This is a genomic window from Pedobacter folensis, from assembly GCF_056490665.1.
Genome location: NZ_JBWJIF010000002.1, coordinates 213,424 through 227,007, shown reverse-complemented (window position 1 = coordinate 227,007; position 13,584 = coordinate 213,424). Strand labels below are relative to the sequence as shown.

Below are 13,584 nucleotides of genomic sequence, written 5' to 3'. Positions count from 1 at the left end.
GGCTTAAGAATAAATTTCGCTTCCTTTTTGGGTAAACTCTTTCGATTTTTCCTGCATACCCTGCGCCAAAGCCTCTTCTGCTGCTACGCCTTGTTTTGCCGCATATTCGCGCACATCCTGCGTAATTTTCATGGAACAGAAATTCGGACCGCACATCGAACAAAAGTGTGCAATCTTGGCACCTTCTGCAGGTAAGGTTTCATCATGAAACTCCTTTGCGGTATCCGGATCGAGGGAGAGGTTAAACTGATCTTCCCATCTAAACTCGAACCGTGCCTTACTTAAAGCATTATCGCGGTATTGCGCACCCGGGTGACCTTTAGCTAAATCGGCCGCATGGGCAGCAATTTTATAGGTAATTACGCCATCTTTAACATCCTTTTTGTTGGGCAGGCCTAAGTGTTCTTTCGGGGTTACGTAACAGAGCATCGCTGTGCCAAACCAGCCGATCATGGCAGCGCCAATGGCCGAGGTAATGTGGTCGTAACCGGGTGCAATATCAATCGTAAGCGGACCTAAAGTGTAAAAAGGCGCTTCGCCGCAATGTTCGAGCTGTTTTTCCATATTGGCCTTAATCAGGTGCATGGGTACATGCCCGGGCCCTTCTATAATCGTTTGTACATCATGTTTCCAGGCGATTTTGGTGAGTTCGCCAAGGGTTTCGAGCTCCGAAAACTGCGCGGCATCATTGGCATCGGCAATACAGCCAGGCCTTAAGCCATCACCTAATGAAAAGGCGACATCGTATGCTTTCATGATTTCGCAGATCTCCTCAAAATGGGTATACAGGAAATTTTCTTTGTGATGAGCCAGGCACCATTTGGCCATAATTGATCCGCCCCGTGACACAATACCGGTAATCCTTTTAGCGGTTAAAGGCACATAACGGAGCAGTACACCGGCATGGATGGTAAAATAATCTACACCTTGTTCGGCCTGCTCAATTAAAGTATCGCGGAAGATTTCCCAGGTCAGGTCTTCGGCTTTTCCGTTTACTTTTTCCAAAGCCTGATAAATCGGGACAGTACCAATAGGCACAGGTGAATTGCGGATAATCCATTCGCGGGTTTCGTGGATATTCTTTCCGGTTGATAGATCCATAATGGTATCGGCTCCCCAGCGGCAGGCCCACACGGCTTTTTCTACTTCTTCTTCGATGGTTGAGGTAACAGCTGAATTGCCAATATTGGCATTAATTTTCACCAGAAAGTTTCGGCCAATAATCATCGGCTCAAGCTCGGGGTGGTTGATGTTGCAGGGAATTACGGCACGGCCAGCGGCTACCTCTGCCCTTACGAATTCGGGTGTGATGTAACCTTTCGGGGTATTTGCACCGAAGCTATTGCCCTGGTGCTGGTGGTTCATTACCTCGTGCTGTTCGCCTAGTTGTGCATTAAGCAGTTCAATCTGTTGGTTTTCCCTGATGGCGATATATTCCATTTCGGCCGTAATGATTCCTTTTCTGGCATAATGCATTTGCGATACATTGGCGCCAGCCTGTGCTTTATAGGGTTTGTTGATGAAATTAAAGCGTAAGGCATCAAGTTTTTCATCGGCCAGACGCTGTTGTCCGTAGGCAGAAGATAGTTCAGCAAGTTCTTCTACATCCAGCCTGTCTTTAATCCATTGCTCCCTGATGCGTGGCAAGCCTTTTTTCACATCAATAACCGCATTAGGATCGGTATAAGGTCCGCTGGTATCGTAAACGGTTACAGGCGGATTAGGTTCGGTTAAACCAAAGCCATTGTGGATTTTGGTTTCGGTTAAACTGATCTCGCGCATGGCCACTTGTATATTGTGGATTTTTCCGGGTACAAATATCTTACGTGAGGCCGGGAAAGGACTCCGGCTGATGACTTCTTGAGTTGGGGTTTTTTCTTGTTTCATATATGGGTAGGTTCGATTATTGAGTAATTGAATGAAGGAATGATTGAATGGATTGTGAAATGCTCATTCACTCCTGCTCTCATTCAACATTATCCGCCCTGCGTGGCTTTAATGATGATGACCTGGTCGCCTGGATTTAGCAGATACCTGTCCCAATCAGATTTGGAAATGATGGTTTGGTTTACGGCTATGGCAAGGCCATTGGTTTCTGAAAAGAGCACCAGAGCAAGCATCTGTGCGATGGAACAGGCTTCGTTAAGGAGATGGTTTTGATTGTTTATAGTTACTTCCATATTAAAAAAATTGGAAAAACTATAGAGATTGCCCCGTAACGGGGTCGAAAAGACAGCAATGGTATTGCTTTCACTTTTCCCTTCGGCAGTACTAACTGCATCAGGTTCAAAGGGTATTTCTCAGCACGTAGGCACCCCTAAAGTTTTTTGTAAATATATAGGATTAAATTTCTATTGCAAATAAAAATTTATATAGATAAAATCTATATGAGGTTTAGTCTAATATAGAAGCATACATTCGATGTGCTTAAAGTTCAGTTCATTACATATAAGAATGTAAGAAATATAAGGCCTTGAGCTTATATGCCTCATGTTTTTAACCGCAAAGAACACAGAGAGAGCCAAATATCGCAGCGCTAGGCGTAAAAGATGAAGTTTTAACCATATAAGGAATGTAAGAAAATGTAAGAACCCTGAGCTTATATGCCCCCTCTATGCCTTATATGGTTCAATTAAAGGTTATTGGGCATGCGTGGGATGACAAGACGTTTATTGACTCCTGACTCTGGACTCCCGACTTCGGACTAAGAATTCCATAATTCATCTTACATTTTCCATCATCAAAGACTCTTCACTCCAAACTAAACTCCCTATCTTCGTACCTTAAACCAGAATACATGCAAAGCCTGTTAGCATTACAAAGCGGAAAACTTAAAGGAGCGGTATCGTTAAAACTTTCAGAAGATCTTCGTTCTTTCCCTGAAGAAATATTCGATCTGGCTGATACACTTGAGGTACTCGATCTTTCTTTTAACAAGCTAAGTACGCTGCCGGCCGATTTTGGACGTTTAAAGAAACTGAAGATTTTCTTCTGTTCTGAAAATCTTTTTACGGTGATGCCTGAGGTACTTGCCGATTGCCCTTTGCTGGATATTGTGGGTTTTAAATCTAACCAGATTAAAACGGTGCCATCAAAATCGCTCAATCCCAATCTTCGCTGGCTGATTTTAACGAATAATAATATTGCGGAATTACCAAAAGAGATCGGGCTGTGTACGCGTATGCAAAAGCTAATGTTGTCGGGTAATCTTTTAACTGCCTTGCCAGAAGAATTAAGCCACTGCCAAAATTTATCGTTATTGCGTATAGCCGCTAATAAACTGCATGCACTGCCACAATGGATAGCCGCCATGCCTAAACTATCATGGATTGCTTTTTCCGGAAACAACTTTAGTAAAACACCAGCTGTGGAAGCGCTCTCGCTAGTTAACTGGCACGATTTGGAGATTAACCATTTATTGGGTGAAGGTGCTTCGGGTGTTATTTCGAAAGCAAACAGGACTATTGGTGATGAAACGCAGGAGGTGGCCGTTAAAATATTTAAGGGCAATGTAACCAGTGATGGTTTGCCGGAAGATGAGATGACAGCCTATATTGCTGCCGGGTATCATCCTGGTTTGGTTAATTTAATCGGACAGATTGCCCTGCATCCGGAAGATAAAAAAGGACTGGTGATGGACCTCATTCCGCATCATTTTTATAATCTGGGCAATCCACCAAGTTTGGCAAGCTGTACCAGGGATGTTTTTCCGGCAGGTATGCAGTTGTCAGAAAAACAATTGTTGGGTATTGCCAAAACCATCGCCTCGTTGGCTGCGCAATTACACGAGGCGGGAATTATGCATGGCGATTTATATGCACACAATACTTTGATTGATGATGAAGGCAGTACCTTGTTCGGTGATTTCGGTGCCGCAAGTTTTTACGATCAGACTGATGTTACATTGGCCCATGCGTTGGAGCGCATAGAAGTGAGTGCTTATGGTTACCTGCTGGATGATTTACTTTCTTTAAAAAATGAAGCGGTAAGCAGCACCTGTGTCAATACGTTGAGTGCGTTACGGGATGCCTGTTTAGCTCCATCGCCAATAGACAGACCTGGTTTTCAGGATTTGGTTGAGGCATTGGCTGATATTTAACCTGAGTTTGGGTCTTAATTTCGTTGGGAAATTAACAGCATTTCTTTTGTTCAGGCTTATTTGTTGCCATAACACAGATCATTTATGTGAAAAAGAATGATTTTAAACATACTAAAATGTTTTATTCATTCTATAGCGGCTTTTTAGGTAAGCGGCTCCTTTACAGATGAATAAAACTGAACGGAAATAAATCCTTTATCTTTTTCATATTTGTATCAGGGTATTAAACACTTTATTTGGATTAATTCTCAATCGTCCCAAAATAATTTTAGATTTGAATGAACACGTCCTCTTTAGGGACGTGTTTTTTTTGCAAAAAAAAGCCTTTCATTGCTGAAAGGCTTCGCGTTTTAATCTAAATCGTCCCGTTGATTTAATTTTAACATGATAAATATAGTTATCAACATGTTAACATCAAATTAAAAGGTAAAAATACCCCTTTCTGGGTAGTGGTTTTCACTACAAGGCGATAACAAAATTTTAATGTGGATAATTATTTACCTGCTTCTATACTCCATTTATAAGTAGGCAGTGTGGCCAGTAACAGGCTGGAGGCGCTTACTACGAAAACAGAATAGTTAAACGGAGCCCTGTAATTGGCAAAGATGAGCATAGAGAGGGCAAAGGCTAGTGTGAGCAAAAAACTACCGATAGCGGCCAGCTTAATTTTGTAGCCCACGATAAGCAATACCGCAAAAATTAACTCGCCGGCTGTGGCCAGAATAGCCATTACATTGGCTGCAGGCCTTGCTAAAAAGGGCATTAAGGAGTTGGTGTAATCTAAAAAGGCAGACCAATTGCCCCAGCCAACAGTTGGCGAGCCTGGTGCGCCCAGCCAGCCAAAGCGGTCCATAACAGGAAGTATAAAACCAATACCCAAAGCGAGGCGAAGAAATAATTGAGGGAAATGTGCGCTGTTTTTCATTTTGCTGGATAATTATTTAAACGGCAAATTAATACCTGCGGCGCACAATTTTCTTAAACTAGATTAAGAAATGAAGCTTGTTTCGCTATTTTTTCTTAAGCCACTAATCCACCTAAAAACACTCTACTTCCCAGAACCGCGACCAGTTTTCGCCGGCATCAAGTTTTATCATACCCTCTTTGTGTGTTAATTCCTGATCGTGGTGAACGCCATCGGCCACTCCGCACCAGGGTTCTAAACAAACAAAAGGCGCATCGGTGGCGGCCCATATACCGAAGAAAGGAAATTCTTCGAAATGAAAATGCAGGCCATAATCGTTTTTAGTGTTGAGCAAACTAATGCAATTGCTCTGCAGGGTTTTAAAAACCAGTGCATCATTATAAAACAAGTCGTGCTTAAGGTTTAACCTGTGGCCACCTAGTTCAATGAGCTCCGTTTCATCGGCCACTAAGCCATCTTCGAGTTTCCAGAAAGTTAGTTTCTCGTCGGCATTAAAGGCCAGGTAATAATCTTCGTAAACAGTATTGGGTGTATTGGGTACTGCAAATGCCGGATGTGCACCAATGGAGAATAAAAGCTCGGCAGTACCTGTATTTTTTACCTCGTAGGTTAAGTTCAGCTTTCTGTCTATTAACCGATACCGCAGTTTCAGCTCGAAATAAAAAGGATATACTTTTAAGGTATCTTCGTTTTGGCTTAATGTAAAGATGGCTTCAGTTTCACTTATTTTTTCGAAATTAAAAACATGATCGCGGGCAAAACCATGGCGTGGCAGCTCGTAACTTTTACCCTGGTAAGTAAAGTGGTTGTTTTTTAATGAGCCAACAATAGGAAATAAAACCGGACTGTATTTTGCCCAATATTTAGGATTAGCATTCCATAAATATTCCAGCCTGGTTTCTTTACTAAATAAGCCTTGAAGTTCTGCGCCTTTAGCCGCCAGGCTAACTTTTATATAGTCGTTCTCGAGAGTTATCATTACAAGCTAAAAGTAACAAAAAGATGTACTTTAAAAATATCTTTTTTATTAATTTTGATCACTGCTTAAAGCTTAAGCTCATGAAAAAGCTTAATGCACTGTTTATTTTATTACCCGCGCATTTACTTTCGCTCAAAAACAAAATCAGAAACCTATGGCGATAGATTTAACAAAATTATCAAATGCAAAAGTAAAGGCCGCTATTACCGCTTTGCAAAAAGGTGATGAAAAAACATGGTTTCCTTTATTTGCGACTGATGTTGCCTTTTTCGACGACGGGAACCAGATGAAATTTAATAATTTCTTTAAAAAAGCACTCGGACATGAGCGTTTTACCAAAATAGATAAAGTCGAAAACAACGGAATGGAGGTCTATGGCGATTTCCACTCCGACCAATGGGGCGATTTTAAAACCTATTTTAAGTTTCAGCTGAACAAGGAAGGAAAAATAGCACGGCTGGATATTGGGCAGGCTGCTTATTAGTCTTTAGTCCTGAGTCTAATCATCGAATGATAAGGACTCAAGACTTTGGACTCTAGACTAAGGACTCAGGACTTACCCCTTCTCTTCCCAGATACAGGCAATATTAATAATGGTTTGAACGGCTTTTTCCATATCCTGTACGCTTACCCATTCTTGTTTGCTATGAAAGGCATGTTCTCCGGCAAAAATATTAGGGCAAGGTAAACCCATGTACGAAAGTCGCGAGCCGTCGGTTCCGCCACGGATACTTTGTTGTTTGGCTACTACTCCAGCTCTTTCAATGGCTTCAATTCCGTATTGTACAATTTTAGGATGCTGATCTAAAACCTGTTTCATGTTGCGGTACTGTGTTTTAATATCAAACTTGTAAGTAGATTTCGGATAGTTCGCCATCACCTTTTTTACGGTTTCTTCCAGGAACTGTCCATGCGCGGCGAGTTTTTCATCGGTAAAATCTCTGATGATAAACTGTGCTTCGGCCTCTTCTACCTGCCCGTGCATGCTTACCGAATGGATAAATCCTTCTTTTTGGTGTGTGGCTTCTGGTGTGAGTGTATCTTTTGGCAGCGCATCTAAAATTTCAGCAAGGATTTTAATGGCACTTTCCATTTTTCCTTTTGCAAAGCCCGGGTGTGTACTTACGCCATAAATTTTAAGGGTAGCGCCATCGGCGGAAAAAGTTTCATCTTCAATAGAGCCCAGTGTTTCGCCGTCTATGGTATAACCAAAATCGGCGCCTAATTTTTTTAAATCAGCTTTGTCTACACCGCGGCCTATTTCTTCATCCGGGGTAAAAAGAAGTTTTATGGTGCCGTGTTTTACCTCAGGATTTTTCATTAAAAAGGCAGCCGCTTCCATAATTTCTGCTAATCCTGCTTTATTATCGGCACCCAATAAAGTTGTTCCGCTTGCTGTGATAATATCATTGCCAATCTGATGTTTTAGGTCTTTATGTTCCGCGAGTTTGATTACAATATTATTATCGTCAGGCAGAATTAAGTCCTGTCCTTGATAATTGTCATGAATAATCGGTTTAACATTTTCGCCGCTACAATCAGGCGAGGTATCCATATGCGAACAGAAGAAAATTACCGGTATCTGCTTGCTTGTATTTGAAGGGATCGTACCATACACGTAGCCGTTATCGTCCATTTCGGCATCAGAAATGCCAATTTCTAATAATTCCTGAACCAATTCTTTGCCTAAATTCTTTTGTTTCAGGGTTGATGGACAAGTAGGAGAATTTGGATCAGATTGGGTATCAATCTTCGTATATTTTATAAACCGCTGCTCGAGAGATTTGTTAAAGTTGGTGTATGTGCTCATAATTCAAAGGTAAAAGTTATAGATATTCGATAAACATATTATTTTTGTAAAAAAACGATATGATTTTTAATTTGCTGAGAGCTACTTACATAACCCTTCTGCTTGTTTTTATAGGAAGTTTTTCTTTTGCCCAGTCCAACTATTTTAAAATGTCGTACGGTTTTGGCGGAGGAATAAACAAATCTTATACCGACGTATACAAAGGAAGTTATGGATACACAGCTTATGGCGTTTTTGATTATCATATCACGCCGTTTGTAACCTTAGGTTTAGAAGGGCAATATGGCATGGTTCAAGGCGGAGATATCGAAACCGACCCGCACAACCGCCAGTTTGTAAATAAATATACCGCCATTACCGCCAATATCAAACTGATGCTTGGCGAAGTGGCGAACTACGATAAAAGCGAATTTTTATACAACATCAGGGGTTTGTATGTGGGTTTGGGTATAGGGGCTGTTAACAATAACATTACCGACATCGTAAGATATAAACCAAGCTGGGCTGCCTCTAATCCAGGTTATGGTCCTTTTCCGGGTAAAGACAAAAGCCTGAACCTCCTGGTACCCTTAAATTTCGGTTTTAACTATTACATTAATGATGGTTATGGTTATATGCGGTATGTGATCAATATCAATGCGCAATCGAACTTTACTTTCGGCGAAGGTTTAGATGGTTATAACGATCCGAGTATCAAATTTAAAAACTACTCTCCTGATGTTTATAACGCTTATACCATAGGCTTTAAGTACATGTTGGGCAGGATTAAATCTTATCGTAAAACCCTTTAATAAGCGCATTTCATTTCTTAGATTTAAGGCATGAAAAAATTCTTTGTGTTTTGTTTGCTATCCATCCGGTTAAAAGCTGCGGCACAAAAAACGCCTTTCGAATTAAGTGGAAAAATTGAAACCACTACCTACACTGCTGCCATAACCTATTACGAAAACCTGGCTAAAACCTATCCGGAGGCCAAATTGTTGAGCTATGGAAATACAGATTTTGGTAAACCTTTGCATGTTTTGGTTTTATCGCGAGACCGGGTTTTTGACCCTTCGGAGATTAGGAAGCATAATAAAAGGATTTTATTAATCAACAACGGCATTCACCCGGGCGAGCCTGAAGGTGTAGATGCCTCGATGATGCTGGCCCGCGATCTGCTTAAAGCGGGTAAACTACCAAAAGATGTGGTCATCTGCATTATCCCCCTCTACAATATAGATGGCAGTTTTAACCGTAGCGGAACATCAAGGGCTAACCAGAACGGCCCGGTTGCTTATGGTTTTAGGGGCAATAGCAAAAACCTCGATCTCAACCGTGATTTCATTAAAACCGATTCGAAAAATTCGGCGGCATTTCAACAGCTATTTAATACCTGGCAGCCCGAAATATTTGTAGATACGCATACCAGTAACGGTGCCGATTATCAATATGTAATGACGCTTATCCCTACACAAAAAGATAAACTCAACCCGATCCTTGCTGATTATTTAACTAAAACATTGGTACCTGATTTATATACCGGAATGGAGAAAATGGGGTACCCGATGATTCCATATGTAAACTCGATAGGCGAAACGCCAGAGAGCGGAATCAGTGGGTTTATAGATCCCCCACGTTACTCTACCGGGTATACCACGCTGCACAATACCATAGGTTTTATGCCAGAAACGCATATGTTAAAATCGTACGATTTGCGTGTGGATGCAACTTATAAACTTTTGCAAACCTACATTCAGCTTGTAGAACGTGATGCCAGGATTATTGGCGCGAATAAACGAAAGGCCGATGCATTTGTGGCTGCACAAAAGGAATTTCCTTTAGAATGGCAACTCAATAAAACCGAGGTAAACGACTTGACTTTTAAAGGCTTTGAGGCTGGCCAAAAAACCAGTACCGTAAGTGGCGCCGACCGTTTATACTACGATCGCAGTAAGCCTTACACCAAAACGATTAAAGAATGGAATAAATTCGAACCTGCATTGTCTGTTCAGAAGCCGGTTGCTTACATCATTCCAAAAGCCTGGGATCGCGTAATTGCCCTGCTTAAACTGAATAATGTTAAACTCAGGGAACTTAAGGCCGATCAGAAAATTGCAGTAGAAAGTTATTATATCGGCGATTTTAAAACCGGAACCCGTCCATATGAAGGGCATTATCTGCACTCGGGTGTAAAGGTAAATCCGGTTAAGCAAAACCTGCAATATTATACCGGTGATTTTGTTGTTTATGTTGATCAGCCAGTTAACCGGTATATTGTAGAAACATTAGAACCACAGGCTACTGATTCTTATTTCAACTGGAACTTTTTCGATTCTATTCTGGATATGAAAGAGCACTACTCAGCTTATGTTTTTGAAGACACGGCAACTGCACTATTGAAAAATAATCCAGAATTAAAAAGTAAACTGGAGGCGAAAAAAGCTTCAGACACCGAATTTGCGAAGAATGCGGCTGCACAACTTGATTTTGTGTATAAAAATTCTGATTATTACGAAAAAACGCACAATAGATATCCGGTAGCCCGTTTGCTAACAGACGTAAAACTTGATTTAAAATAACCCTAATGGAATACTTCAATATCGCACCAGTTGCCTCCGTAATTTTCGTTTTTACCATTATTACCAGCCTATACGCTTTCTACGATCACTCGCTTTATGGAAAGTTTATGCTGCATCCTTTTAGTGTTTCGAAAGGACAGAATGTATATACCTTGATTACCAGCGGGCTTGTGCATGCCGATTGGATGCACTTGTTTTTTAATATGTTTACCTTTTATGCTTTTGCCTTTACACTGGAAAGTTTAATGGGTAGCTGGCAATTTGGATTACTTTATTTTTTAGGCTTGGTGCTGAGTGATTTACCTACGGTTATTAAACATAAAGATCATTTTAATTACAATAGCCTTGGTGCATCAGGAGCAATTAGCGCAGTGCTTTTCAGCTATATTTTGTTTAATCCAATGTCTAAAATTTACATCATGTTTATCCCGATCGGGATTCCTGCTGTAGTTTTTGGGATTTTGTATTTGGTTTACTGTGCTTATGCTTCGCGCAATTCGAGAGATCACATCAATCACGATGCACACTTTTTCGGCGCCTTAACCGGATTGATTTTTACGATCATTTTCGTTCCGGGTATTTTGCAAAACTTTATTACCATGTTAACTGGCGGGAGGTAGATTCTGTCAGGATGAATCGTCATTCCCGTGAAAACGGGAATCCTAATGCAAGGTGCTACATGTTTTTTTGCTTTAAGATACCCAATTAGGTTGGCTATGATGAAACTTAAGATAATACTCTTCCTTATTTCTTAATGCTCTTAATTCCTTAATCGTAAAATGGCCTTGGGCCTAACATTAAGAAGTTAAGATAATTAAGGTACATTTTTTAATGTTCTTAATTCCTTAATGGTAAAAAAAGCCTATCCCGCATTTGGGAGAAAAGGCTTCTCGAAGAAACTCATTGGTTCATCAGGGTTTTTAATAATTTCGAATACCACATAACCCCAGGGTTTCCAGAAGTTTTCCAATACCTGGGCATATACTTTATGTTGCCAGACATCAAAAAGTGGTTTAGTCATGTTTCCACGTAAAGGCATTGCTTCGATATAGGTGGTGCCTTCTACCGGCATAAAAGTATATTCGGGCAGGCGATTGAAAAGGTAAGCTGAATAATAAAAACGCGCACTCAGCTCTTCAAACTGTTCGGCGGTTAAAGCTTTTCCTTTTATTTCGTTAATGATATCCTGGTGGTAGCGTTTATTGGTGCCGTTATCCTGTAAACAAGCGATGATACCAAAATCTTTCATTTTTAACGAGAAGGTTAAGGTGTTAATTTCATCACGGAAACTGAAGGGCGTTTCTGCGTTTTCTAATTTTACGACAGTGATAGACCACGGCGAAAAATCTTCGAACTCCAGGCTGGTATACAGGTTCTGCATCATGAAATTCAGGTTGGCAAATTTCATCATTAACGATTGCGACATGTTTAAACCATCGGCAGTCATTTCCTTACGTAGCGCCGAATGCATTTCGATATAGACGAAGCCATATAGAAACTTGCCAATCCAGTTAAAAAGATCCAGTTCTGGTAATGCAGAAACGGCATCATAACCGTTTGCAAACGCGGCTTCGATTTTTGCCTCCAGCGGATTTAAAAACTGCTCATTTACTTCGCTGTTTACCGGAATAACCAAGGTATTATACGAGCGGATACTTTCATCCAAAAACTGGATCTGCTCTTCACCACTCAAACCTGCCTGTTCCAGCAACCATTTTGGAATTAAGGGCACCTGAATAACAGGTGAATGAAAGGTTTTGCCACTTAAGAAGCAGATTTTGTATAAAAAATCGAAGTTTTGGAAAGGATTGTATAAGCCGGTATTCATCACTGCAATATTAACCATTATATTTTTAGTGCTTTGTACCGATATTTTATTTTAACGCAGGGATTACAACCACCTCACCCTGTTAGCATCTGTAGTATGGCAATGTCCTTCGTTTCCCTCTCCTGCAGGAGAGGGACGTTACTACAGTGGGTGAAACCATTTCCATTAACAGGGTGAGGTCTAAAGGTTATTGTAATAGTAACTGATATCATCAACCAATTGGTTGTAAATCGGTTTGGTAAATTCTAAAAATAAAGCACTTGGTGGTGGAGGCAATTGCTCTCTCCTTCTGGTAATGGCCAATTGTTGTTTACTCAAAGCCCTGTCATCGCCTTTATAGGTTGCCCAACTGTCTCTCCAAACATAGGTTCCAGGGAATTTTTGCTGGCGTACCAGCTTTTTAGTCTTCCAATCGGTAATGCTCATGTCCAATAGGCCTGATGAGGATATGTTCTTTTCGAAAATACTTAAGGTGGCTTTTACGGTACCATAAATAGGTTTTTTCTGGCGGGTTTCGCCAATAACTACGCTATCGCGTTTTAACTTTTCAACCCTTTCTTTTACATAGGTTTGGCCCACCACGAAATCGTCAAAATTTAGGCTCAATACCTGATCTGGAACAATTTTTTGATCGGTAGCCTGGGCCTCGCCATAAAAAATCACAAACTTATTTCTCGAGTAATTTCCAATAAACTGATCAATCTGCTGCTGGAAATAATCAGCACTTAATTTGTACATACCACTGTTTACAATAATGGGCTGAACCACAACCCGGGTTACTGCCGCCCAATAGGCATCTTCCATTTTAGCCTTGGCATCTTTATAATTGGCTTGAAGATTTTGTGTTTTCTCGAACTCGTAATAGGCTTTTTTCGCCGATTGACGGTTGTTTTCTCTTAAATAACCTAAACCCGAATTATACCTTGCCCCGGCAGCATTATACTTACTGTCTGCAAGTTCATTGATGTATTTGGAAGGATTAGGAACAATGGCTAAACAGGCAGGGCAACTGTTGATATCATCGGCAATTTGATTGATTTTCTGATAATCGTACATCACCGATTCCCACCTGAATAAATCGTTAGACATTTTAGCTTCTTCAATTTTTCGTAAATGGTCTTGCAGTGCTAAATCGTATGCTGTTTTTAACACTTCCATGGCTTCACTGTTTTTAGGCGAGTTTTGCAGCCTGCTAACTGCTTTGGCAACCGAAGCATCATAATCACCCTTTTGTAAGGCTTTTTTCCCGGTGGTACATCCTCCAATAATTATTAAGGATAAATAAATAAAATACCGTAATCTTGAAATGTTTTTCATGGCAGTGGTAGTTGCGTTAATAAACAAAGATAATTTGTAAGACGATAATTACCTTATTTATTTAG

At 40.6% G+C, this 13,584-nt stretch carries 12 protein-coding genes and 1 riboswitch; of the genes, 5 read left to right on the top strand and 7 right to left on the bottom strand.

From position 1 onward, the window contains the following. Positions 1-3: 3 nt before the first annotated feature. Positions 4-1,887 carry a phosphomethylpyrimidine synthase ThiC gene (gene thiC / locus AC04QZ_RS09540; RefSeq protein ID WP_478357574.1) on the bottom strand — a complete coding sequence of 628 codons (1,884 nt, stop codon included), beginning with the start codon at positions 1,885-1,887 and terminating at the stop codon, positions 4-6. A gap of 89 nt (positions 1,888-1,976) precedes the next feature. Beyond that, a complete protein-coding gene (gene thiS / locus AC04QZ_RS09535) occupies positions 1,977-2,180 on the bottom strand; it encodes a sulfur carrier protein ThiS (RefSeq protein WP_086548290.1) in 204 nt (67 codons plus the stop codon). A 60-nt stretch (positions 2,181-2,240) separates the two neighbouring features. Continuing rightward, positions 2,241-2,329, bottom strand: a riboswitch (TPP riboswitch). 468 nt (positions 2,330-2,797) lie between these two features. On the opposite strand from thiS, the gene AC04QZ_RS09530 reads away from it, so the two are divergent. Next, a complete protein-coding gene (locus AC04QZ_RS09530) occupies positions 2,798-4,099 on the top strand; it encodes a leucine-rich repeat-containing protein kinase family protein (protein WP_478357573.1) in 1,302 nt (433 codons plus the stop codon). 493 nt (positions 4,100-4,592) lie between these two features. Here AC04QZ_RS09530 and AC04QZ_RS09525 read toward each other — a convergent pair whose 3' ends face one another. Together AC04QZ_RS09525 and AC04QZ_RS09520 are read right to left on the bottom strand one after the other, a co-directional pair. Then, a complete protein-coding gene (locus AC04QZ_RS09525) occupies positions 4,593-5,024 on the bottom strand; it encodes a DoxX family membrane protein (RefSeq protein WP_478357571.1) in 432 nt (143 codons plus the stop codon). 112 nt (positions 5,025-5,136) lie between these two features. Then, positions 5,137-6,003 (bottom strand): aldose 1-epimerase family protein, encoded by an 867-nt coding sequence (locus AC04QZ_RS09520; RefSeq protein WP_478357570.1) that lies wholly within the window; start codon positions 6,001-6,003, stop codon positions 5,137-5,139. Positions 6,004-6,157: 154 nt separating this feature from the next. Between AC04QZ_RS09520 and AC04QZ_RS09515 the strand changes: the two genes are divergently transcribed. Continuing rightward, positions 6,158-6,487, top strand: coding sequence for a hypothetical protein (locus AC04QZ_RS09515; protein WP_478357569.1), 330 nt, complete (start codon positions 6,158-6,160; stop codon positions 6,485-6,487). 72 nt (positions 6,488-6,559) lie between these two features. Here AC04QZ_RS09515 and pepT read toward each other — a convergent pair whose 3' ends face one another. Beyond that, on the bottom strand, positions 6,560-7,813 hold the full coding sequence (gene pepT, locus AC04QZ_RS09510) for a peptidase T (RefSeq protein WP_478357568.1): 1,254 nt from the start codon (positions 7,811-7,813) through the stop codon (positions 6,560-6,562). 149 nt (positions 7,814-7,962) lie between these two features. Between pepT and AC04QZ_RS09505 the strand changes: the two genes are divergently transcribed. Genes AC04QZ_RS09505 through AC04QZ_RS09495 form a run of 3 tightly spaced genes read left to right on the top strand, consistent with a single transcriptional unit; the run spans position 7,963 to position 10,994 of the window. After that, complete coding sequence (locus tag AC04QZ_RS09505; protein WP_478357567.1) at positions 7,963-8,604, top strand: hypothetical protein; 642 nt, start codon at positions 7,963-7,965, stop codon at positions 8,602-8,604. A 30-nt stretch (positions 8,605-8,634) separates the two neighbouring features. Next, on the top strand, positions 8,635-10,374 hold the full coding sequence (locus tag AC04QZ_RS09500) for a M14 family metallopeptidase (protein WP_478357566.1): 1,740 nt from the start codon (positions 8,635-8,637) through the stop codon (positions 10,372-10,374). 5 nt (positions 10,375-10,379) lie between these two features. Then, positions 10,380-10,994 carry a rhomboid family intramembrane serine protease gene (locus AC04QZ_RS09495; RefSeq protein WP_478357565.1) on the top strand — a complete coding sequence of 205 codons (615 nt, stop codon included), beginning with the start codon at positions 10,380-10,382 and terminating at the stop codon, positions 10,992-10,994. A gap of 242 nt (positions 10,995-11,236) precedes the next feature. On the opposite strand, the gene AC04QZ_RS09490 is transcribed toward AC04QZ_RS09495, so the two are convergent. Then, positions 11,237-12,220, bottom strand: coding sequence for a hypothetical protein (locus tag AC04QZ_RS09490; protein ID WP_478357564.1), 984 nt, complete (start codon positions 12,218-12,220; stop codon positions 11,237-11,239). Positions 12,221-12,382: 162 nt separating this feature from the next. After that, positions 12,383-13,519: a hypothetical protein gene (locus tag AC04QZ_RS09485; protein WP_086548281.1), complete on the bottom strand. Its 1,137-nt coding sequence runs from the start codon at positions 13,517-13,519 to the stop codon at positions 12,383-12,385. Between the last annotated feature and the right edge of the window lie 65 nt (positions 13,520-13,584).

Coding starts and splice junctions, on each gene's coding strand:
- thiC (WP_478357574.1), bottom strand. CDS start 1,887: ATGAAACAAGAAAAAACCCCAACTCAAGAAGTCATCAGCCGGAGTCCT.
- thiS (WP_086548290.1), bottom strand. CDS start 2,180: ATGGAAGTAACTATAAACAATCAAAACCATCTCCTTAACGAAGCCTGT.
- AC04QZ_RS09530 (WP_478357573.1), top strand. CDS start 2,798: ATGCAAAGCCTGTTAGCATTACAAAGCGGAAAACTTAAAGGAGCGGTA.
- AC04QZ_RS09525 (WP_478357571.1), bottom strand. CDS start 5,024: ATGAAAAACAGCGCACATTTCCCTCAATTATTTCTTCGCCTCGCTTTG.
- AC04QZ_RS09520 (WP_478357570.1), bottom strand. CDS start 6,003: ATGATAACTCTCGAGAACGACTATATAAAAGTTAGCCTGGCGGCTAAA.
- AC04QZ_RS09515 (WP_478357569.1), top strand. CDS start 6,158: ATGGCGATAGATTTAACAAAATTATCAAATGCAAAAGTAAAGGCCGCT.
- pepT (WP_478357568.1), bottom strand. CDS start 7,813: ATGAGCACATACACCAACTTTAACAAATCTCTCGAGCAGCGGTTTATA.
- AC04QZ_RS09505 (WP_478357567.1), top strand. CDS start 7,963: ATGTCGTACGGTTTTGGCGGAGGAATAAACAAATCTTATACCGACGTA.
- AC04QZ_RS09500 (WP_478357566.1), top strand. CDS start 8,635: ATGAAAAAATTCTTTGTGTTTTGTTTGCTATCCATCCGGTTAAAAGCT.
- AC04QZ_RS09495 (WP_478357565.1), top strand. CDS start 10,380: ATGGAATACTTCAATATCGCACCAGTTGCCTCCGTAATTTTCGTTTTT.
- AC04QZ_RS09490 (WP_478357564.1), bottom strand. CDS start 12,220: ATGGTTAATATTGCAGTGATGAATACCGGCTTATACAATCCTTTCCAA.
- AC04QZ_RS09485 (WP_086548281.1), bottom strand. CDS start 13,519: ATGAAAAACATTTCAAGATTACGGTATTTTATTTATTTATCCTTAATA.